The sequence below is a fragment of the Bradyrhizobium sp. genome (assembly GCF_019244115.1).
Lineage (GTDB): Bacteria > Pseudomonadota > Alphaproteobacteria > Rhizobiales > Xanthobacteraceae > Bradyrhizobium.
Genome location: NZ_JAFATE010000812.1, coordinates 1 through 19411, shown reverse-complemented (window position 1 = coordinate 19411; position 19411 = coordinate 1). Strand labels below are relative to the sequence as shown.

Genomic DNA, 19411 nt, shown 5'->3' with positions numbered 1-19411 from the left:
GCGGTCTGCTTCGTCATCATCGCGGAAAGGGACAAGCAATGATGGAGACCCGGCAACAGCTGATCGCTCGCATGGCCGCCGACATCGTCCGCTTCAAGGGCGCGGAGAGCGAGCGAACCGCGATCGCCGCGCTGATGGGCCGCTATGCCTATGGCGACATCGTGACATTCGGCGACCAGGCGTTGAACGAGGCCCGCAACATCATGGCCCGGCAGGCAGAGTGGTGACGATGCGTGCGATCACTCTGCGGGAAAGCGCCGCGATCGGCGCGGAGATCCTTGCGCAGGCCGAGCTGCTCGATGCCGCGGCCCGTGATTTCGCCGAACCTTGGGGCGCGTGGTCTAAAGCGCGGCTACTTCGCCTTCGGAGCAGCCGGATGCACGTCATTTTGCCGATCACCGCGCCGCGTGAACAGGTGCTCGCATGATTTCGGAACGGGGCAGAGGAGGAAAACAGCATGACGTGAAACCATCTGCCAGACGGCAGAGAGAGAAAGAGCAAACGAGAAAAATGCTTTTGTGAGTATCGCCTTTGTCCCCCGCCTCGACCTGGCCGCCCCGGGTCGAGGCGGGATGTTCGCTAACAGAGATGCCTGCGCAAATTTGCGCACCCGAAGGATCCTAAAACATGGCCGCCGCGCTTCGCCGTCTAGCTGCATGACCGCGCCCTACACCCTCGCTGAGGCCGCCGCCCGCCTGCACAAATCCAAGCGCTGGCTGCAGGACTGGCTGTCCCGAAATCCCGTGGACGCGGCCGGCCGTCCGTTTTACAGCCAGCTCGGTCGGGATAAGCTGTTCCGCGAGTGTGACATCGACCGCATCCTCGATGCGGCAGCGAGGGCCGTACCATGCCGCTCAAACTCTTCCCGCCGAGGCCAGGCAAGACGCCGTACTGGACGATCAGAGGAACTCACCTCAAAGTCGCTGTGGATCGAAGCTCAAGAACTCCTAAACGCGCCGTTGCAGCCCGGGAACGCGACAAGCTCGAAAAGGCCATCGAACGTGGTGAATATCCGCCCAAGCCGCAGCCCAAGCACGCGCCAACCTTCCTAAGCGCTGCAGTCGCATATCTGAAGGCCGGGGGTGCGCGCCGCGGTGTCCGCAGGCTGATCAACCATTTCGGCGAAAAGCTGCTATCGGACATCGACCAGGACGCGATCGATGAGGCCGCGGTCCTGCTTTATCCGAACGTCCAGCCCATCACGCGCAACGGCTATGTCTACACGCCGGTCAGCGCGGTCCTGCATCATGCGGGCGTCGAAATCACAGTCCGCCGGCCAAAAGGCTATAAGGGCAAGGCCCGGACGCTGTTCCTGCTCCCGCCAGACGCGTTCGCCATCATCAAGGCTGCGGACGCGATCGACGCTGAGATGGGGCGGCTGCTCCGCTTCCTGCTCTACACTGGCTGCCGGATCGGCGAGGCGCTGGCGCTCAAATGGGAGCGCGTAGATCTGGGCCAGCGGCTCGCCTACATCGAAACCTCGAAGAACGACGATCCGCGCACGGTCAAGCTCCGGCAGGAGCTCTGTGACCTCCTGGAGCCGCACAGGAAGGCCGCTGGGAAGGTGTTCCGCTTCCACCAAGGCGGACACCGGAATTTCCTGTTTCTCAATTCCAAGGTCACGGCATGCGGTCTGCCGGCCGTCAAAAGACCGAAGCGCGGCGAGCGGATGGAGATCCCGCCCTACCGCTACTCGTGGGTCACCTTCCACACCTTCTGCCACACCTGGGCAACCTGGATGCGTCGCTATGGCGGGGCGGACGTGCACGGCCTGGTCGGCACAGGCCGCTGGCGCGATCCGCGATCGGCTGCGCGCTACACACACACGGCCGCGAGTGAGGAGTGGAACCGCGTGGACGTTCTGCCGTCCGCACCTGGTGGAGAATCCGTGGACTCGCCTGCTCCAAAGCCGAAAACGCAATCCAATCAATAGTGCGGTTACCGCTCCCCCAAAGCCTGGCCGCATCTTCTTTAGCGGACTGATGCACCGAGGTGCCATCACCGGCCGCTTGCCAGAACCGGACGCCTCGCCCGCCGCACCTCCTCGTGCTATCGTGCAATCAGAGCGCGAATGCCTCGATCGTCGGAGGTGGCATGAGCTGCCGCGTGAGATCCGTGCTGGGTGCTGTGCTGATCTCAGGTCTTGCTGCGACCTCCGGCCCGGCAAGGGCCGAATGTGACCCGGCCAGGCAGACCGAGCCGGTCGCATCGCGCTTTGAACTTCACAGCGACACCGTCTACGACAAGCATACCGATCTCACCTGGATGCGATGCAGTTACGGCCAGCAATGGTCCGACCAGGGCGGCTGCTCCGGCTCCGCGGAGCTCATGAACTGGGACAGCGCGATGGTCCTGCATCTAGCGGGCCGGACCGCCTGGCGCCTGCCGGACCGCGACGAACTGCAGAGCATCGTGGACCACCGCTGCAAGCGTCCTGCGATCGATGAAGCGGTGTTTCCGGCAACGCCGTCGATCCAGTACTGGACCAGCACGCCAAGCGGGCCGGCCTACGCCTGGATCATTTACTTCCGAACCGGCATGCCGACCTGGACATTTCCGAAGTCGACGCCGTTTGCCGTGCGACTGGTGCATGAGGGGCGCTAGCCAATCCACTGGCGTTGCATCCAAATTGCATTTTTTCGCTCCGCCGGCCTCGATTTTGTCAGAATCATTGCCAAATAGTGGACTTTCGGGGGCAGTTGCATTTCCGTTGTGGCGTCGCGTTGAATCGGAGCCTACCGGACAGGCAGGTTTCGGAAACTTTACCTGCATGCGAGCTTCTGATGACCCGGTTCTTGATTTCGCACCGTTCCTCCGAACCCGGCACTGACGTCCGGCGCATGGGTCCGCAGCCGATTGCGCTCGCCGCCGCCGTGCTAGCCCTGCTGATCGTCGGCGTCGCCGCAGTTGCGCTGTGGCGGTCCTCTGGCGGCACCCCTCCCGAGCCCGAGCGGCTGCTCCAGGTGCGCCAATTGCAGGCCCGCGCCGCCCAGGCCTCCGAGCAGTTGGTGGAAAAGACCAAGGGGCTCGAGGTCACCCAGCAGGAGTCCATCGATCAATTGCAGATGGTTCAGGAGCAGCTGCAGACCGTGCGGCGGCTTCTGGCCTCCCAGCAGGCCGATGCCAAGCGGCTCGCCGAGCAGGTGGCAGGCCTGACGGAAGCCGTCGACGGACTGCGCCAGTCATTTGCGAGTAGCCAGTCCGAGCCCGCCTCGCCACCAGCTCGCAACCGTGCCGTCCGCACTCGGGCGCAGGCGATGAGTGCCGCACATCACAGGCGCGGCAAGGCACGGAGCTGAGCGGGCCGCTCCGATGATGGCTTGAGGCCGAGCCGCGATTGCGTCACAGGTATGATTTTTTCATGCCATTTGTGAACCAGTTCACATCTCCCCGTGAAAATCCGGTTCAAGGTTCAGGCTACCGGATCGGCGTGAGCCAATTTCAATGTCCGGGGCTGGCAAGGTCGTTGGCGGCATACTGCGTCGACGGCCTTGTTCATTTCGGGCGAACCACTCCTCCCGGGCCGCCCCAAATTGAGAGCCCGCTTGGATTTCGATGGGGGATCGAAATCGCGGGCTCTCTCTTTTCCGGCAAGACGCCTCCGCGCATGTCTTCTTATCCTGGCTTCGCACGTGTTATCCCTGCGATCCTCGCAGGCTGGTGATTTGCGTTCGGGCCGGATTGGGCATTCTCAATGCCGCCGCATACCGACGGAGGAGCTTGCCGATGCGTGCCGAGCCGCTGCAGAGGTCTGCGGGCCGCCGACAGCTTGGTCTTCCGCGCAAAGCCTCCGCCCCGATTGAATCGGAACGGAGGCTCTCATAAGCTGTTTTCCAGCTTCGCCTTCGGCCTTACCTGCCCGCTGGAATGCAAGCGATGCGCAAACTGATCGCCTTCGACGACGACACGTTCGACAAGCTGAGACAGCTGGCACGCGACCGCATGGGCACCTTTCAGGAACTGGCGGACGAGGCGTTCGCCGATCTGTTGAAGAAGCACGGCATCCCAATCGACCTCAGGGATGCGCTGCGCAAGAGTGCAGCCGAGAGCCGCGGCGAGACCAAAGGCAACGTGACGGAGCTGCGGCCGCGCAAGCCCCGGCGGCGCTGAGCCGGAAAAGCTTTAGCCGATCCGTTTCAGGCCTGTCTTGAAACGCGGGCCGTTGGTGACATAGAAACGGGCGGCACTGCCCATCTGCTCGACCTGCGCGGGTTCGAGCGTTCGGATCACGCGCGCCGGTGCGCCGATGATCAGCGAATGCTCCGGGAATTCCTTGCCCTCGGTAATGACGGCGCCGGCGCCGACGATGCTGCCGCGGCCGATCTTCGCACCGTTCATCACGATCGCCCCCATTCCGACCAGCGCGCCGTCCCCGAGCGTGCAGCCGTGCAGGATCACGTTATGGCCGACGGTGCAGTTCTTGCCGATTGTCAGCGGAAAGCCCTTGTCGGTGTGGCAGGTCGCATTGTCCTGAACATTCGAGCCCTCGCCGATCTCGATCCATTCATTGTCGCCGCGAATCACCGCGCCGAACCAGACGCTGGCCGAACTCTTCAGGCGCACCTTGCCGATCACCGCCGCGGTGTCGGCGACAAAATAATTGCCGTCGGCGGGAAGCTCGGGCGCCTGCCCATCTAGTTCATAGATCGCCATGCAGGTCTCCTGTCCGGAGGCGACCTTGGCACGGCCTCATGCGCGCTTTCAAGCAGGCGCGACGTCTCAGACCGGAAGGCCTGCGGCGCGCAGCGTCATCAGGAAGAAGGTGCCGGACATCATGCTCCAGAAGCCGGCGATCACGGTCGCCAGCATCACGAACTCGAAGCGCCGCCGCTCGATGCGCGCGCCGCGCAGCGTATTGCGCATGATGATGAACGGCGCCGCAAAGACCAGAAACGGCACGGCCGCGAAACGCCGCGGCGTGATCCCCTCCTGCAGCAGGCCGAAGCCCGCGGGCCGCTCGGCAAGGGCCTGATAACCGCAGACCAGCGCACCGGCGAGCGAAAAGCCGATCAAGAGCGCAAACAACGAGTTCAACGCATCAGCCGACATGACAGCACACTTCACACAATGATACCCGCCTCTCGTTTGGCAGAATTGATCACCGGCCGCTACAGCAGCGTTAAGGAAAGGTTAACACCGGGGGTCAAGCCGCGCTGAAATCCTGCGGGAACCCCGCTTGCATGCCATAGTCGGCATTGATTCGAAGTGAGCCTTTGGACCCGCGTGCCTGATGAGCATGTTCTGGACCGCAAGACGAAACGGCGTCATCGCCCGGAGCAAGGGCGCTTCCGCGCTTCCCATCGCGCTGGCCGCCCTCGCCGTGACGGCTTCCATCGCGCTGGTCGTCTATCTCCTGTGGCCGACCTGGGGCGCGGTCGGCTCCAGCGAGCCCTCGCGGCTCCCGATCAGCATCGGCGGCACCCTGTTCAATGTGCCAGCCGCGGCGATCCGCATGAAGATCCAGCGCCACTCCGGAACGCAGGAGCGGATCGATCTCAACTTCACCTACCCGACCCTCGACCCGCCGGACGCGCCGAGGCACATCAGCGAGGAGGCGATCGAAGCCACGCTGCCCCCGATCGACCGCCTTTTCCTGTCGATTGCGGCCCATCGTGACACCATGGCGCCGGACATGCGCGTGCGTACCATCTATCCGCGCTATCTCGAGCAGGTCTCGACACCAGGCGCGGACGGATTGACAATGCGCGCCTTCCGCGAACAGACGCCCTATGCCGGCGAGGATCTGTTCTTTGCCAATTCGCCTGCTCTCAGCGCCCGCTGCACCCGCGATGCCACGACGCCCGGCATGTGCCTCAGCGAGCGCCGGATCGACGGTGCCGACCTGACATTCCGCTTTCCGCGAAGCTGGCTCGCACAATGGCGCGACGTCGCCGACGCGATGGACCGGCTGACGGTGCAACTGCACGGATCGAAAGGGTGATTGAAGCGGCCTGCGGTCGTGACCATCCCTTCCGTTGGCCACAAGCGCCCGGAAGGGATGAAACGGGTCAAAACCCCTACTCGACCAGATCGTCCTCGAGGATCGCCATCTGGAACTGGAACGAGCGATCATCGTCCTCGTCGTCGACGAACAGCACGCCGATGAACTCCTCGCCGATATAGACCTCGGCCGAGTCGTCCTTCTTGGGACGCGGCACCACGCGAATCTTGGGGTTGCCGAACACGCGCTTGAGATAGGCGTCGAGTTTCCTGACTTCCTGAACGTCCACGGCAGTCTCCAAATCGGATTTAGTGTGGGAGGGTTTTAGGACGACACAGCGGGAACCGCCAGCGGGTTTTCATGCCGCCCGCGGCCTGTCATTGGATATCGCGGATCACCTTTTGCGACCAAGACATCGTTCGCAACAAAGCCTTGAAGCGATGACTCCGATTCGCGAAAACCCCGCTGCAAATCCGTGATTCCAGTGCGGTTTCGAAGCCTGCGCGGAGGCGTAACGATCCGGCAGGTGAAGGCGCACCGGAGCGAAACTGTTCTTTGAGTTTTTCCGCGCAACCGGCGTTACAGCCCGGTCGCGTTGAGCATCTGGTCCATGGTGCGCGACGGCTCGGCGCAGCCGGCCTCGCCCACGATCTTGGCCGGAACGCCGGCCACCGTGACATTGTGCGGGACCGGCTTCACGACCACCGAGCCGGCCGCGATGCGGGCGCAATGCCCGACCTCGATATTGCCGAGGATTTTTGCGCCGGCGCCGATCATCACACCACGGCGGATTTTTGGATGGCGGTCCTCGTTCTCCTTGCCCGTGCCGCCGAGCGTGACGCCGTGCAGGATCGAGACGTCATCCTCGATGACGGCGGTTTCGCCGACCACGAAGCCGGTGGCGTGATCGAGGAAAATGCCGCGGCCGATTTTTGCCGCGGGATTGATGTCGGTCTGGAACACCGCCGACGAACGGCTTTGCAGGTAATAGGCGAAGTCCTTGCGGCCCTTCAGATAGAGCCAATGCGCCAGGCGATGGGTCTGCAGGGCATGGAAGCCCTTGAAATAGAGCAACGGGTCGATGAAGCGGGAGGTCGCCGGATCGCGGTCGTAGACCGCGACGAGATCGGCACGAAAGACGTTGCCGAGGTCGGGATTGTCACGCAGCGCCTCGTCATAGGTCTGCCTGATCAGATCGCCCGACAGCGCCGCATGATCCAGGCGGTCGGCAAGCCGATGGATGACCGAGTCTTCCAGGCGGTCGTGATGCAGCACCGTCGAAAAGATGAAGGTGGCGAGCTCCGGCTCGCGGCGAACGATCTCTTCCGCCTCACTGCGGATGCGATCCCAGATCGGATCGAGCGTCGCCAGTTTTCCCCCCTGCGGACTGATCTGGTGCATTGCCATCGGCTGTCCTCGCGCGTTCGACGAACTTTTCTATAACACGACGAGGTGTCATTGTCCTGACGCCCGCCACTTGCAGTGAACGTCCGGTTGCCCCGCCAAGGCCTTGAATCTGCCTGCTTTCTCCACCGAAAGCCGGTCCGTTCACGGTACTTGGCAGGACGTGGTCAGTGTCCTCACTAAAATCAAGCGGCCGTCTCAGACTATTGATGGATTTCGAACTCAACCTTATTGCAGGCATGTTGGTGCCAACGAGGGGCTGGACATCTCTACTCAGGACATCTCCGCGCAAGCCTTGAGCGCGCGGGCGACGGAGCAGGTCTCGGCCCGCATCGCCGCCGTCGTCATCCCCTTCTTCCTGCTCGCGCCTGCGATATGGAACGGCTATCCGCTGCTGCAATGGGACACGGGCGGCTATCTCGCACGATGGTACGAGGGCTATTTGGTGCCTAGCCGGTCGACGGTGTTCGGCCTCTATCTGCATATCGGCGAGGGATCGGGTTTCTGGTTCAACCTCCTGCTGCAGGCGCTCGCCACCCTCTGGATCATCTGGCTGACCCTGCGCGCGCTGGGCCTGGCGCAGCCGTTTCGGGTCGCCGCGATCAGTCTGTTGCTGATCCTGACCACCGCGCTGCCCTGGCTCGCCACCATGCTGCTCACCGACATCTTTGCCGGGCTGTCGGTGCTCGCGCTTTTCCTGCTGATCCTGCATGGCGACAAGCTGTTGCCGACCGAGAAGGGCGGCCTGTTCGTCTTCACCGCCTTTGCTGCGGCAAGCCACAGCGCGACACTTGGCGTGCTCACCGGCCTGTGCGTCCTCGCACTCCTGGCGTGGCCCTGGCTTAGAACGCGCATGGGGCTGCCGGCGCTCGCGTTCGGAGCTTCGGCCCTGGTCACCGGCGCAGCCATGCTGCTCGCCGCGAACTATGCGCTGTCTGGGCAGCTCGCCTGGACGCCGGGGGGCTATGGCGTCGCCTTCGGGCGGATGATGCAGGACGGCATCGTGGCGCGTTATCTGAACGACCATTGCGGACAGGAGCAGCTAAAGCTCTGTCCGTACCGCAACGGGCTTCCGGCAACCGCAGACGAGTTTCTGTGGGGGCACAGCATGTTCAACACGCTCGGCCGTTTCGAGGGGATGGAAGGCGAAATGGGATACATCGTCACCCATTCACTCAAAGCCTATCCACTCTGGCAGGCCGAGGCGGCCCTTGCCGCAACCGCGCAGCAACTGCTCGCCGTCGCCACTGGCGAAGGCGCCAATGGCTGGATTCCCCACACCTATGGGATCATCGAGCGCTATATCCCCGCGGAGCTCAAGGCCATGCGCGCGGCGCATCAGCAGCACTGGGACATCGACTTCCCTGCCATCAACCGCCTTCATGTCCCGGTCGCGCTGGCCTCGATGCTGGCGCTGCTCGCGCTGCTGGCGCATGCGCTGTCGTGGCACCGGCTCGATGATGTGACTTTGCTGGCAGCGACCGTGAGCTTCGCGCTCCTCGGCAACGCCGCGATCTGCGGCGTCATCTCGGGTCCGCACGACCGCTACGGCGCGCGCATGGTCTGGATCGCAACGTTCACGGTGCTCATCGCGCTCTCGCGATATTTTTGGAATGACCCGGACGATCTCGAGCATGATCCGGAAAAGTGCGAAGCGGTCTTCCGAAAAGATCACGCTCAAACAATAACCTGACGCGCGATGGCGATTCGACTTGCTCCTCCCATCGCGCTTTAGACTAGGGGCGTCGTGAAAGAAAATCGACGACGCCGGACTTGTAGATCTTGTCCCCGACGGCGCGCATGTGGTCGCGATTGGGGATGTCGAGCACTTCCGCCGCCGGAATGATCTCGCCGAGCTGGTGCGCCGAGCCCGCAATCTCGTCCGACGTGCCGACCGCGATCAGCACGGGGACCGAAATCCGCGCCGCGTCGTCCCGGCACATCCGCCCGCGCGAGCCCCGCATGCAGGCGGCGAGCGCCCGCCGGTCGGAGCGGGTCTGGTCGGCGAACGCGCGAAAGGTTCGCCCTACGGGATCGGCGACCTCATCCAGTGACGGCGCTTCGAGGGCTTCCGCGACGTTCTCGCCGGGACCGCCGCCCTCGATCATGGCCATGCCGATGCCGCCAAAAATCGCCGAGCGCAGCCGCTCCGGCGCGCTCAGCGCCAGCTGCGCGGTCATCCGCGAGCCCAGCGAATAGCCCATCACGTCGGCGCGCGCGATGCCGAGATGGTCCATCAGCGCGATGACGTCGCCTGCCATGTTGGGAATGGTGTATTGCCCGGGGTCGTAGAGTTTTGCGGATTCGCCATGGCCGCGATTGTCCAGCGCAACCACGCGGCGGCCGCTTCGCTTGAGCTCCGAGACCCAGGTCGGATAGACCCAGTTCACGCTCTTGCTCGACGCAAAACCGTGCACCAGCACGATCGGCTCACCCTCGCCTTCGTCGAGATAGGCAATTTCGACAGCGCCGTTCTGAAAGCTCGACATCGCTTGGTCCGCCTTTCTTTTACAGGAAGGTCGTTGCAACATGGATCTTGGCAAAGCCAGGTTCTTCGCAAGTCAACCATGCGCGGACACCGCCGCACACTTCTTCGTGCTATCCAATCCCGCTTGTTGATCTATCCTGCGGCGACTGCTGCCATCTGCAGGCGCAATCGTTTCGCCTTGCGGCGGTCGAGCCAGGCCTGCGTCGCCCGCTCGCTCGCAGCCTTGATCGACGACAGCACGCCGAACAGGGCAAGCAGCGCGCCAAAAATCCACAGCGTCAGATCGATCAGGCCCCCCGTCAGCAGCAAGGCGCCCCGCCCGAGGATCTTCAGGATTGCCCGGGTTTTACCGCCCTTGGCTTCGGCCAGCCGCGCGGCGCGGGCGACATCCTTGGGGCCGTCCGCGATCTTCAGCGTATCCTGCGCGGCGCGGATCCCCGCCCGCTCGCCAACGCGGCCGATATCCTTGGCGAGCCGCACCAGCGCGCCGGCCTTTTCCGCGCGAAACGCCGCGCCGATCGCACTTGCGGTCTGCGTCGGATGCAACAGCGAGCCGTCGGCGACGGCCCGCTGCAGCACGGGCGTGTCGACCACTTCGCGTGCGGAGCGGCCGGCCCATTCCGCAAGCCCCTCGCCCAGCCGTCCGACCTTCCGGGCATCCTTGACCAGCGAGAGGCCGGCGCGCAGCGGCGTGGCACCCCCCACCGAGACATAGGTCGCGGCCGTCACGGCCAGTCCCGCGGTGGCCAGCCCCAGGATCAGGCGGTCAGTGTCCTCACCCATCACGAGATGCTTGCCCTCGCGCACCACGTCGCGGATATCGCCGAAGACGAACAGATCGCCGGCCACCGTGCCCGATAGGCTCGCCACGTCGTCGGCATTGCCGGTGACGAGGCCGGTGGCAAAGTTTTTGGCAAAATGCGCCGACGAATTCGCCTCCGAAACCGCCTCGGCAACCCGGCGCGTCTGTTCATCGTCGAGAGAAATATCTTTCTCACGCGCGAGTTCGACAAAACTGTCCGCAAGGTCGGCATCGCCGGCCTGAAGCGCCGTCACGACATTGGCGGCGACGAGGTCGCGGTTCCGTAACGCAGAATTGAGTTTGAGATCCGACAACTGGGCCGGGTCATCCCTGGCCTTGAGCAGCGCTGCCGCTTCGCGCGCGTGCGGCCACAGCGCAAGCAGCACTGCAGCGCTCGCCGCCGCACCGATCAAGGCCAGACTGGTCCGCCGTCGCTTCATCCGTGACAATCTACCGATTGCGCCCCGGGGCGCCACCTCTCAAAAAAAACGCGCCGTTCCTGCCTACGACAGTCCAGCGCACCAAGGAAGGTCATTGGCACTTGCAAATCTACGATTCCTGTGCCGTCACTCGATTCGACGTTTGCCAATCCAGGTTTTGCAGGCTCAAATCCGCGGCACATACATAGTATGCCGCTTCGTGGATGCAACGGCCCCGACCAAAGGAGGGCTTCTCGGCAAGCCGGGATTGGCCGAACCTGTGGCGTGCGCTGGTGCTGCCGGGAGCCATGCGGAAGCGATTGGGAGAAGCTACTAGGAATCGATGGCGGCCGCCGTTATGTTGCGCCGCACGTCAACCAGCTAACCATACCAAGTCGCGGTAGTCGTCTCGCGGTGATCGCACCGGGACGCGTTGCCACTCAAGGTGAATTCGATGGCCGATAACGTCGTTCCCCACTTTCACAATGATGCCGGCGTTGCCGTAATCGAGATCGGCTCGCAGGAGTTCATGTGTGTGGGCGCCAATCCGCCATTCGACCATCCGCATGTCTTCCTCGATCTCGGCAACGACAAAGAGATCATCTGTCCCTATTGCTCGACGCTCTACCGGTTTGCCGCCGACCTTGGCGCGGGCGAAGCCCGTCCGCCGGAATGCGTGCTGCGGGACGTCGCCTGATGCACACTTTCCAGAGTTTTAGATCCGCCGCAGCGCTCGTCTGACACGGTGGCTGCGTCACGTACCATCTTCATCGCCGGTGCCGGCATCGGGGGACTGACCGCAGCGCTGGCCCTGGCGGCGCGCGGCTTTCGCGTCGTCGTCATGGAAAAAGCCGAGCGGCTCGAAGAGGTCGGCGCCGGCTTGCAGCTCTCGCCGAATGCGAGCCGCATCCTGATCAGCCTCGGCCTCAAGGAGCGGATCGCGGCGCGCGCCGTAGTCCCGGAAGCAATCAGTATCATGAGCGCGCGCGCCGGCGGCGAGGTGATCCGCCTGCCGCTCGGCGAGGCCGCCTCGCAGCGCGCGGGCGCGCCCTATTGGGTGATTCATCGCGCCGATTTGCAGAGCGCGCTGGCCGCAGAGGTCACGGATCACCCGGACATCGAACTGCGCCTCGGCTGCCAGTTCGAGGATGCCACCTCTCATGCCAAGGGATTGACGGTGGTCCAGCGCAGCGGCAATTCGCGGCGGCAGGATCTGGCGCTCGCCTTGATCGGTGCCGACGGCATCTGGTCGACCGTGCGCAATCATCTGTTTCAAGACGTACAGCCGCAATTCTCAGGGTTGATCGCCTGGCGCGGCACCCTCGATGCCAATCAACTGCCGCGCGAGTATACCGCGCGAAAAGTCCTGCTCTGGATGGGGCCGTCAGCGCATCTCGTCGCCTATCCGATCTCCGGGGGGCGCCAGGTCAACGTGGTCGCGATCGTGCCTGGCCAATGGAACCGGCCTGGCTGGGGCGCGCCGGGCGAAACCAAGGAGCTGAAGGAGGCGTTCGCCGCGGCGCGCTGGCCGGGACCGGCGCGGATGCTGCTCAACGCCGTGGATAGTTGGCGTCGCTGGGCGCTGTTCACCCTGCCCGAGGGCGGCAACTGGAGCAAAGGGGCGATCGCGCTTCTGGGCGACGCGGTGCATGCCATGCTGCCCTTTGCGGCACAGGGCGCCGGGATGGCGATCGAGGATGCCGCTGTTCTGGCCAAGGCCCTGAGCGAGGGACAGACCGACACGGCCGAGAACATCGGCGCGGCACTGACGCGCTATGCGCGGCTGCGCCGGACGCGGGTGGCCCTGGTGCAGCGGGCGGCGCGCCGCCAGGGACAGATCTATCACCTCACGGGAGCGATCGCGCTTGCGCGCGACCTTACCATCCGCGCACTCGGGCCGCAGCGGATGCTGGCACGGCAGCGCTGGATCCACGATTGGCGCGTGTGACGCGGCTCAGGTCTGACGCGTTGTTTTCACGCGCGGATTACGCACTTCGCGCAAAAAAGCTTAATCAGTAGACGGACGTGTCGGGCTTGGATCGTGCGACCGGCTTGGCCGGCTGCTTGGCCGGCTTTCTGGACGCCGTCGGCGCGACCGGCTTGGCTGCGGGCGGCGGTGCTGCCGGCGTTTCGCGGCAATGATTCTTCTGCCATGCCTCTTCGGCATAATGGGACTGGCCGCGGATCGCGACGTAATCGTTGCGGTAGGCCATTTCGGCCACGACCGGACCGGCAAAGCCGCTGTCGGCTTTGGCCATCAGCCCCTGCAGTTCGGCGGCGCGTTCGGCCAGACTCTTGCGCGCGGCCTCGAGCTGCTTGCAGTCATAGAGCTCGAATTTGGCGGGATCGGCGAAGGCCGTCGTCATTGTGTCGTTCATCTCGGCGCAGCCGCCAAGCGACAATAGGAAGGCCATGGGTGCCGTCAGGCTAGCCGTGCGCAAAACCCGACGGTGACGAAAACGAGCGGTCATATCAGCCTGATATCTCGCAATCCCTGAACAATGCCTAAAGCAGGCTCGGGTGTCCGCATTGAGGCTCCTGTAGCCCGCTTTGCGGTCTCCGGGAAGGCGGCATTTCGCGCCGGACCGGTTTCATGCCCGGTCGCCAGACAGCAGCGTAAACACCTGATCTGCATTGATTTTAGGTGCCTATCCCCGATCGGGTGACACATGGTGTTACAAATTCCACGCGTTCGGTCGACAACGATCGGCGGAACACCAGGCCGAACCACAGGGCTGTAAATCCTGCCAGGTGATGGCGGAAGCCGGGCGGCTCGATGCCATTCCTTACGATGTCAGGGATGTCGAGCTCGGGCACCACGGCAAGCAATGCTCATTCGAGGCGATCCTTAGGAAATACGAGCTGACCGGCGACCCGGCGTTGGTCCATAATTTAAGATCGGCCCGCGATGGACGGAGGTCTTAAATGCGAATTGCCACGATCGGCACCGGCTACGTGGGTCTGGTCTCCGGCGCCTGCTTTGTGGATTTCGGCCACGAGGTCACCTGTGTGGAAAGGACAGCGGGAAGATCGCATCGCTCAAACGCGGCGAGCTTCCGAGCTTCGAGCCCGGCCTCGACGCACTCGTGACGACACATGCAAAAGCCGCGCGGCTTGATTTCACCACCGACGTTTCTGCCTCGGTGGCGAGAGCCGACGCTGTCTTCATCGCCGTTGGCACGCCGTCGCGCCGCGGCGACAGCCACGCCGATTTGACCTACGTCTACGCCGCCGCGCGCGAGATCGCGGACGCGATCTCGGGCTTCACCGTTCTGGTTACCAAATCGACCGTGCCTGTCGGCACCGGCGGTCAGGTCGAAAGGCTGATCCGCGAGGTCAATCCGGCAGCCGATGTGGTGATCGCGTTCGACCCGGAATTCTTGCGCGAGGGCGCGGCAATTCGCGACTTCAAATTTCCCGACCGCATCGTGATCGGCACCACCGACGACGCCGGCAGAATCAAAATTCTGCTGTGGCTTGGATCTGAGATCCGCTATGAGAGCTCGCGGTAATACGATGGCGAATGTCGGATCCGCCATACCAGACTTGTCGCAAGCGGCCGGTTTGTGAATGATACGAGAACCCAGGCCATGAAGGCAGCATATGATTTTGACCGGATCAGAAATCGCCAAGATGCGTGAAGAAGGGCGCATCACCATCGAGCCCTATAACCCTAGTCACCTGAACCCGAATACCTATGACTTCCGCTTGGGAGCGCAGCTCGGTGTTCCCGTATTCAACAACGGCGTTTTGGGCTTCGAGATCGTCGATCTGCCCCTCGACGGTTTCGTCTTACGACCGAAAACCGTGTATCTGGGCCATACTCTGGAACAATTGGGAAGTGATACATACGCGATGCGGCTGGTCGGGCGCAGCTCGCTGGGTCGCCTGGGTCTCTTTCTTCAAGTATCGGCCGATTTGGGGCACACAGGTGCGTGTCATCAGTGGACGCTCGAAATCGTAGCTGCGTTACCTTTTAGGATATTTCCCGAAATGCGAATCGGGCAGATCTCGTTCTGGGAAAATCTCGGTACCCCGAACGCGTACCAGCAAGGTTACTCAGCCTTCAATATGCCGACACCATCGAAGCTCAGCACGAGACCGCGGGATTTATTATGATCCTGACAGGAACAGAAATCCTTCGCGAACACCAGCGGAAAAGAATCAGGATAGATCCATTCGACCCGGCAAGGGCAACCACGAATTCCTATGACATAACGCTTGGACAGGATTTCATTCGCTATCAAGAGGCGGTGATAGATCCACGCAAGAACAACGCGTACGAAAAGTTCACGGTTGGCGCCGAAGGATTGCAGATGATCCAAGGCGACTTTGTACTGGGTCATAGCGCGGAGACGATCGGCAGCGACCATTACGTTCCTCTCATCCATGCGAAATCGGGCATTGCCCGATTGGGCTTGTTCGTTCATGTGACCGCCGACATCATTGATATCGGGTCGCATGGGCACGTCACGTTTCAGCTGCACAGCACGCTGCCGATTCGGCTTTATCCTGGAATGGCCATCGCACAGGTTACGTTCTGGAAGCCCAAGGGCAAGATTGTCCTTTATGATGGGAAGTACCAGGGTTCGCGAGGACCACGCGCGTCGGAAGTTCATCGAGATTTCGTTGAATCCGCTTCGCCAGAGAGTGACGTGAGCGCAAGTGGTGACAAGCCGTCGGCTCGACCGCACGCAAAGCGAGAGCTGCGATAGGTGGAAGCGCCCACGCGATCGATTCCCTTGCCGGGCGATCACGGCCCCTTCGGAATTGCGGATCGCCATGGCGAGATCCTCGTCTCGAGCGGCGACGAACGGATGATCCAGTTCAGCAATCGATGCCTGTGTTGCGGCATCCATCAACGATCGCGCGCGACGTTGGCGGACCGCGCGGAGCGCGGCAAGGCCCGGGGAATCGCCTCGATCGGGGTGATTGTCGAGACGACCGGGCTTGCCGACCCCGCGCCCGATTGCAGGTGCAGGGCAAAAAGGTTATGGAAATCAACGAAGCGGACGTGGCGGAACTGGTAGACGCAAGGGACTTAAAATCACACCGGCGCGCTGAAATACCTCGCGAACTTTGTCAAACGCCAGGCAAAATCACGATGGAGGGCGATAGAACAAGGCGCGATTTGTCAAACATCCCTTAAGTTGAGCATATCCCACCACACCCCTTGCGGCTGTGAATCACGAAGCGGATCTGGCCCGTGAAAACCCTTCGCTCCCTTTTCCCAACCGCTGACCAGTTGCTTGCAGTCAAGCCGGAGGCCTCGCGCCTACCCTGCTCGAGCTTGCGCGCAATCTCGTAGGGCCGTCCGGGTTCTGGCAAGACTCGATCCTGACCGAACAGAGCATCACAGGCGAGCCCGATAACGCATACCGAGCAGCGGGGCCCAGGCCGATAGTCTCAGCCGCACCACGCAATGCCTGGCACCACGGCCGCGCGTCAACGTCGCCATTCGGATCGCCGGCCGGACCGTAACCTTCACCGCCCGAGCGAGATTTCAGTCGCTGCCTACGACAAGAGCCGTGCAATGGTATAGAAAAACGATTGCGCAAACGATTTCGTGTGCCATAATTCCTACAAAGCCGGGTCGCTCAACAAATCCATGCACCGGGAGGAAACGTGGCGACGATCGCCGATGTGGCTCGCAAAGCGGGCGTTTCAGTCTCGACCGTATCGCATGTCTTGAACGGCACGCGGCGGGTTGCGCCGGACACGGCGCGGGCCGTGGAGGCCGCGATCGAGTCGTTCGGCTACCGCCCCAACATCATGGCGCGCAGCCTAAAGGCTGCCTCGACCCGCTCGGTCGGCATCGCCATCTCCTCGCTTTCAAATCCCTATTTCAGCGACATTATTTGCGCGATCGAGAGCGAGTGCGCTCGCCTCGGCATGATGGTCTTTCTGTCCGACACCGAGGACGACCCGAGCCGGGAGCTCGAGGTCATCATGGCCCTGCATCAGCGGCGGGTCGACGGCATCATCCTCGCGCCCAGCCCCGATCCCGCACGTCGCGCGCTCGGCTATCTGCGCGACATCGGCCTGCCCTGCGTGCTGGTCGATCGCATGCCCGATCCCGCGTTCGATCAGGTCGGCGTCAACAACCGCGAAGCCATGCGCAATCTGGTCGAGCGGGTGGCCGCGCTCGGTCATCGCCGGATCGGCTATGTCGGCGGCAATCCCGGCTTCGAGACCACGCTTGAGCGGATTGCCGGCTATCGCGATGGCCTAGTCGGCACCGGCAGCGTGATGGAGGAAGAGCTTCTCGTCACCGGCAGCGCGACGACGATGAGCGCGATGCAGGCGGCAGCGCAACTGCTCTACCTCGACCATCCGCCGACGGCATTGGTCGGCGGCAATAATCTCGCGACCATCGGCATCATGAAGGCGATCCGTAAGCGCGGATTGCGGGTGCCGAAAGACGTCTCGGTCGCGGGTTTTGACGATTTCGAATGGGCCGACTGCTTTGAGCCGCGCCTGACCCTGGTCGCGCAGCCCTGCGCGGAGATCGGCCGGCGCGCCGCCTTCCTGCTCATGGAACGGATCGCCGCGCCGGAGGGCTCTCGGCGCACCATCCGTCTCGACGCAGCGATCGTCGAGCGCGAATCTTGCGGCAGGCCGAGATGAGCACGCGCGCTCCGCTGCTTGCCATGCACGGCGTAGTCAAGAGTTTTGGCGGCGCGCAGGCGCTGCGCGGCGTCGATTTCGACCTCGAGAAAGGCGAAGTCCACGCGCTGCTCGGTGAGAACGGCGCCGGCAAGTCGACCCTGATGAACATTCTCTCCGGCGTGATCGCGCCGGATCAGGGCGAGATCCGGATCGACGGAGCGGCCGTCCGGTTTGCTGATCCGCGCGCCGCCCAAGCCGCAGGCGTGGCGACGATCTTTCAGGAACTCGATCTCGTGCCGAGTCTCGACGTGACCGCCAATCTGTTCCTCGGCCGGGAACTGACGCGGGCGGGTGTGCTCGACCGTGGTGCGATGCGCCGCGCGGCGCGGGCGCGGCTGGAAGCGATCGGCTTCGATGTCGACGTGGATCAGCCGGTCAGCGAATTGTCGGTCGGCCGGCGGCAGATTGTCGCGATCGCCAAGGCCCTGTCCTACGACTCGCGCATTCTCGTGATGGACGAGCCGACCGCCGCGTTGACCGCAGCCGAGGTGCAGAGACTGTTTGATGTGATCCGCGATGTCGCCAGGCGCGGCGTTGGCATCGTCTACATTTCGCACCGGCTCGAAGAGGTCCCCAGGGTCGCCGACCGTGTCACGGTCCTGCGCGATGGCGAAATCGCCGGCACGGCGCCGCCGACCGCACCGCAATCCGATCTCGTCGCCCTGCTCGTTGGGCGGGCGCTCGCGGAGCTCTATCCGCGCCGGAGCCGCGTCTTCGGCCGCCGCGTGCTGCGTCTGGAACGGGCCGGCTATCGCCCGCGCCGGAACAGGGCGGGCTGGCGCGCACCGCGCGACGTGTCGCTTGACGTGCTCGAGGGCGAGGTCGTGGGCCTCGCCGGTATCATGGGGGCGGGACGGACCGAGCTGCTCTCGACACTCTATGGCGCCGGCGGTCCCGGCGGCTGGTCGGGCGTCGTCGAGGTGAACGACAGGCCGGTCAGGCTGACCTCGATCGCGGACGCCCGCCGCGCCGGTCTCGCCTTCGTCAGCGACGATCGCCGGGGTGCCGGGTTGATGCTGCGCGACAGCGTCGGACGCAATCTGGTCGCCTCGGTGCTGCGGCGCGTATCGCCGTTCTTCCTGATATCGAAGGCGCGCGAAGCAAGGCTCGCCCGTCAGGCGATCGTCTCGTTCGATGTGCGGCCGCCGCGGGTCGAACTCGCCGTCGGAGCGCTATCCGGGGGAAACCAGCAGAAGGTCGCGCTCGCCAAGGAAGTGCTCGGCGAGCCGCGCCTACTGCTGCTCGACGAACCCACGCGGGGCGTCGATGTCGGAGCGAAGGGCGAAATCTACGCCCGGGTTCGCGAACTCGCCGCGCAGGGCGTCGGCGTTCTCGTCGCCTCCAGCGAAATGCCGGAGCTGATCGGCCTCTGCGACCGCATCGTTGTGCTGCGGGACGGACGGACGGTCGCCGAGTTTCCCGCAGGCGCGGCCGAAGACGACATCCTCGCCGTGGCCGAAGCCAATCAGGATGACAGGGATGAATGACGCCGCAACGATTGTGAAATCCGCGCCCGCCCGACTGGCGCCGGCACACCGTTTCGATTTCTTCGCCATCGCGGTCCGCTTTCAGAGCGTCATCGGCCTCGTCCTGGTCGTGATCGGCGGCGTCATTTTCTCACCGCGACGGCACGGCTCCATCCTGTTCCTGGCGCCGGACAATATCGCCAACATCGTGCGGGCGATTTC

At 63.5% G+C, this 19411-nt stretch carries 23 protein-coding genes and 2 pseudogenes; 18 read left to right on the top strand and 7 right to left on the bottom strand.

The window, feature by feature from the left end:
* The 6 genes from JOZ76_RS34550 to JOZ76_RS34525 all read left to right on the top strand — a co-directional run.
* Positions 1-227: hypothetical protein (locus tag JOZ76_RS34550; RefSeq protein WP_291705856.1), on the top strand; the 227-nt coding region annotated here is incomplete at its 5' end.
* Positions 224-427, top strand: coding sequence for a hypothetical protein (locus JOZ76_RS34545; RefSeq protein WP_291705855.1), 204 nt, complete (start codon positions 224-226; stop codon positions 425-427). The genes JOZ76_RS34550 and JOZ76_RS34545, both read left to right, overlap by 4 nt.
* 420 nt (positions 428-847) lie before the next feature.
* Entirely contained in the window at positions 848-1933 is a 1086-nt protein-coding gene (locus tag JOZ76_RS34540; protein WP_291705854.1) for a tyrosine-type recombinase/integrase, read from the top strand.
* A gap of 173 nt (positions 1934-2106) precedes the next feature.
* Positions 2107-2604, top strand: a complete 498-nt coding sequence (locus JOZ76_RS34535) for an Lcl C-terminal domain-containing protein (protein WP_291705853.1) — start codon at positions 2107-2109, stop codon at positions 2602-2604.
* Positions 2605-2783: 179 nt separating this feature from the next.
* A complete protein-coding gene (locus JOZ76_RS34530) occupies positions 2784-3299 on the top strand; it encodes a hypothetical protein (protein WP_291705852.1) in 516 nt (171 codons plus the stop codon).
* Between the two features lie 577 nt (positions 3300-3876).
* Positions 3877-4110 (top strand): hypothetical protein, encoded by a 234-nt coding sequence (locus tag JOZ76_RS34525; protein WP_291705851.1) that lies wholly within the window; start codon positions 3877-3879, stop codon positions 4108-4110.
* A gap of 12 nt (positions 4111-4122) precedes the next feature.
* On the opposite strand, the gene JOZ76_RS34520 is transcribed toward JOZ76_RS34525, so the two are convergent.
* Both JOZ76_RS34520 and JOZ76_RS34515 read right to left on the bottom strand, forming a co-directional pair.
* Entirely contained in the window at positions 4123-4653 is a 531-nt protein-coding gene (locus tag JOZ76_RS34520) for a gamma carbonic anhydrase family protein (RefSeq protein WP_291705850.1), read from the bottom strand.
* A 66-nt stretch (positions 4654-4719) separates the two neighbouring features.
* Entirely contained in the window at positions 4720-5049 is a 330-nt protein-coding gene (locus tag JOZ76_RS34515; protein ID WP_291705849.1) for a DUF6949 family protein, read from the bottom strand.
* 181 nt (positions 5050-5230) lie between these two features.
* On the opposite strand from JOZ76_RS34515, the gene JOZ76_RS34510 reads away from it, so the two are divergent.
* Entirely contained in the window at positions 5231-5941 is a 711-nt protein-coding gene (locus JOZ76_RS34510; protein WP_291705848.1) for a hypothetical protein, read from the top strand.
* Positions 5942-6017: 76 nt separating this feature from the next.
* Here JOZ76_RS34510 and JOZ76_RS34505 read toward each other — a convergent pair whose 3' ends face one another.
* Entirely contained in the window at positions 6018-6230 is a 213-nt protein-coding gene (locus JOZ76_RS34505) for a DUF3126 family protein (protein WP_024510665.1), read from the bottom strand.
* A gap of 290 nt (positions 6231-6520) precedes the next feature.
* On the bottom strand, positions 6521-7348 hold the full coding sequence (cysE, locus tag JOZ76_RS34500) for a serine O-acetyltransferase (protein ID WP_291705847.1): 828 nt from the start codon (positions 7346-7348) through the stop codon (positions 6521-6523).
* 292 nt (positions 7349-7640) lie between these two features.
* Between cysE and JOZ76_RS34495 the strand changes: the two genes are divergently transcribed.
* Positions 7641-9038, top strand: a complete 1398-nt coding sequence (locus JOZ76_RS34495) for a DUF3488 domain-containing protein (protein WP_291705846.1) — start codon at positions 7641-7643, stop codon at positions 9036-9038.
* A 43-nt stretch (positions 9039-9081) separates the two neighbouring features.
* On the opposite strand, the gene JOZ76_RS34490 is transcribed toward JOZ76_RS34495, so the two are convergent.
* Both JOZ76_RS34490 and JOZ76_RS34485 read right to left on the bottom strand, forming a co-directional pair.
* The gene (locus JOZ76_RS34490; RefSeq protein ID WP_291705845.1) at positions 9082-9834 is read right to left on the bottom strand and encodes an alpha/beta fold hydrolase; all 753 of its coding nucleotides are present in this window, start codon (positions 9832-9834) and stop codon (positions 9082-9084) included.
* Positions 9835-9965: 131 nt separating this feature from the next.
* Positions 9966-11075, bottom strand: a complete 1110-nt coding sequence (locus tag JOZ76_RS34485) for a hypothetical protein (RefSeq protein ID WP_291705844.1) — start codon at positions 11073-11075, stop codon at positions 9966-9968.
* Positions 11076-11508: 433 nt separating this feature from the next.
* Between JOZ76_RS34485 and JOZ76_RS34480 the strand changes: the two genes are divergently transcribed.
* Both JOZ76_RS34480 and JOZ76_RS34475 read left to right on the top strand, forming a co-directional pair.
* On the top strand, positions 11509-11751 hold the full coding sequence (locus JOZ76_RS34480) for a zinc-finger domain-containing protein (protein ID WP_291705843.1): 243 nt from the start codon (positions 11509-11511) through the stop codon (positions 11749-11751).
* A 48-nt stretch (positions 11752-11799) separates the two neighbouring features.
* Entirely contained in the window at positions 11800-13002 is a 1203-nt protein-coding gene (locus JOZ76_RS34475) for an FAD-dependent monooxygenase (protein WP_291705842.1), read from the top strand.
* Positions 13003-13066: 64 nt separating this feature from the next.
* On the opposite strand, the gene JOZ76_RS34470 is transcribed toward JOZ76_RS34475, so the two are convergent.
* Positions 13067-13468 carry a hypothetical protein gene (locus JOZ76_RS34470; protein WP_291705841.1) on the bottom strand — a complete coding sequence of 134 codons (402 nt, stop codon included), beginning with the start codon at positions 13466-13468 and terminating at the stop codon, positions 13067-13069.
* Positions 13469-13808: 340 nt separating this feature from the next.
* On the opposite strand from JOZ76_RS34470, the gene JOZ76_RS34465 reads away from it, so the two are divergent.
* From JOZ76_RS34465 to JOZ76_RS34435, 8 genes and pseudogenes are all read left to right on the top strand, one after another.
* Entirely contained in the window at positions 13809-13979 is a 171-nt protein-coding gene (locus tag JOZ76_RS34465) for a chromate resistance protein ChrB domain-containing protein (RefSeq protein ID WP_291705857.1), read from the top strand.
* Positions 13980-14512 (top strand): annotated as a pseudogene (locus JOZ76_RS34460) (UDP-glucose 6-dehydrogenase); the annotation flags it as partial. It lies immediately after the preceding gene.
* A 145-nt stretch (positions 14513-14657) separates the two neighbouring features.
* Complete coding sequence (locus JOZ76_RS34455) at positions 14658-15173, top strand: dCTP deaminase (protein WP_291705840.1); 516 nt, start codon at positions 14658-14660, stop codon at positions 15171-15173.
* Positions 15170-15769 carry a dCTP deaminase gene (gene dcd / locus JOZ76_RS38485; RefSeq protein ID WP_291715420.1) on the top strand — a complete coding sequence of 200 codons (600 nt, stop codon included), beginning with the start codon at positions 15170-15172 and terminating at the stop codon, positions 15767-15769. The genes JOZ76_RS34455 and dcd overlap by 4 nt, the downstream gene beginning before the upstream one ends.
* 102 nt (positions 15770-15871) lie before the next feature.
* Positions 15872-16084 carry a GTP-binding protein gene (locus tag JOZ76_RS38480; protein ID WP_366938664.1) on the top strand — a complete coding sequence of 71 codons (213 nt, stop codon included), beginning with the start codon at positions 15872-15874 and terminating at the stop codon, positions 16082-16084.
* Positions 16085-16679: 595 nt separating this feature from the next.
* A complete protein-coding gene (locus JOZ76_RS34445) occupies positions 16680-17681 on the top strand; it encodes a LacI family DNA-binding transcriptional regulator (protein ID WP_291705838.1) in 1002 nt (333 codons plus the stop codon).
* The gene (locus JOZ76_RS34440) at positions 17678-19210 is read left to right on the top strand and encodes a sugar ABC transporter ATP-binding protein (protein WP_291705837.1); all 1533 of its coding nucleotides are present in this window, start codon (positions 17678-17680) and stop codon (positions 19208-19210) included. The genes JOZ76_RS34445 and JOZ76_RS34440 overlap by 4 nt, the downstream gene beginning before the upstream one ends.
* Positions 19203-19411 (top strand): annotated as a pseudogene (locus JOZ76_RS34435) (ABC transporter permease); the annotation flags it as partial. The gene JOZ76_RS34440 and the pseudogene JOZ76_RS34435, both read left to right, overlap by 8 nt.

Bases quoted from the DNA above. Each gene is read 5' to 3' on its own strand.
- dcd (WP_291715420.1), top strand. From the start codon at position 15,170: ATGATCCTGACAGGAACAGAAATCCTTCGCGAACACCAGCGGAAAAGA.
- JOZ76_RS34470 (WP_291705841.1), bottom strand. From the start codon at position 13,468: ATGGCCTTCCTATTGTCGCTTGGCGGCTGCGCCGAGATGAACGACACA.
- JOZ76_RS34510 (WP_291705848.1), top strand. From the start codon at position 5,231: ATGAGCATGTTCTGGACCGCAAGACGAAACGGCGTCATCGCCCGGAGC.
- JOZ76_RS34465 (WP_291705857.1), top strand. From the start codon at position 13,809: ATGGCGGAAGCCGGGCGGCTCGATGCCATTCCTTACGATGTCAGGGAT.
- JOZ76_RS38480 (WP_366938664.1), top strand. From the start codon at position 15,872: ATGATCCAGTTCAGCAATCGATGCCTGTGTTGCGGCATCCATCAACGA.
- JOZ76_RS34540 (WP_291705854.1), top strand. From the start codon at position 848: ATGCCGCTCAAACTCTTCCCGCCGAGGCCAGGCAAGACGCCGTACTGG.
- JOZ76_RS34440 (WP_291705837.1), top strand. From the start codon at position 17,678: ATGAGCACGCGCGCTCCGCTGCTTGCCATGCACGGCGTAGTCAAGAGT.
- JOZ76_RS34455 (WP_291705840.1), top strand. From the start codon at position 14,658: ATGATTTTGACCGGATCAGAAATCGCCAAGATGCGTGAAGAAGGGCGC.
- JOZ76_RS34530 (WP_291705852.1), top strand. From the start codon at position 2,784: ATGACCCGGTTCTTGATTTCGCACCGTTCCTCCGAACCCGGCACTGAC.
- JOZ76_RS34520 (WP_291705850.1), bottom strand. From the start codon at position 4,653: ATGGCGATCTATGAACTAGATGGGCAGGCGCCCGAGCTTCCCGCCGAC.
- JOZ76_RS34515 (WP_291705849.1), bottom strand. From the start codon at position 5,049: ATGTCGGCTGATGCGTTGAACTCGTTGTTTGCGCTCTTGATCGGCTTT.
- cysE (WP_291705847.1), bottom strand. From the start codon at position 7,348: ATGGCAATGCACCAGATCAGTCCGCAGGGGGGAAAACTGGCGACGCTC.
- JOZ76_RS34485 (WP_291705844.1), bottom strand. From the start codon at position 11,075: ATGAAGCGACGGCGGACCAGTCTGGCCTTGATCGGTGCGGCGGCGAGC.
- JOZ76_RS34490 (WP_291705845.1), bottom strand. From the start codon at position 9,834: ATGTCGAGCTTTCAGAACGGCGCTGTCGAAATTGCCTATCTCGACGAA.
- JOZ76_RS34480 (WP_291705843.1), top strand. From the start codon at position 11,509: ATGGCCGATAACGTCGTTCCCCACTTTCACAATGATGCCGGCGTTGCC.
- JOZ76_RS34525 (WP_291705851.1), top strand. From the start codon at position 3,877: ATGCGCAAACTGATCGCCTTCGACGACGACACGTTCGACAAGCTGAGA.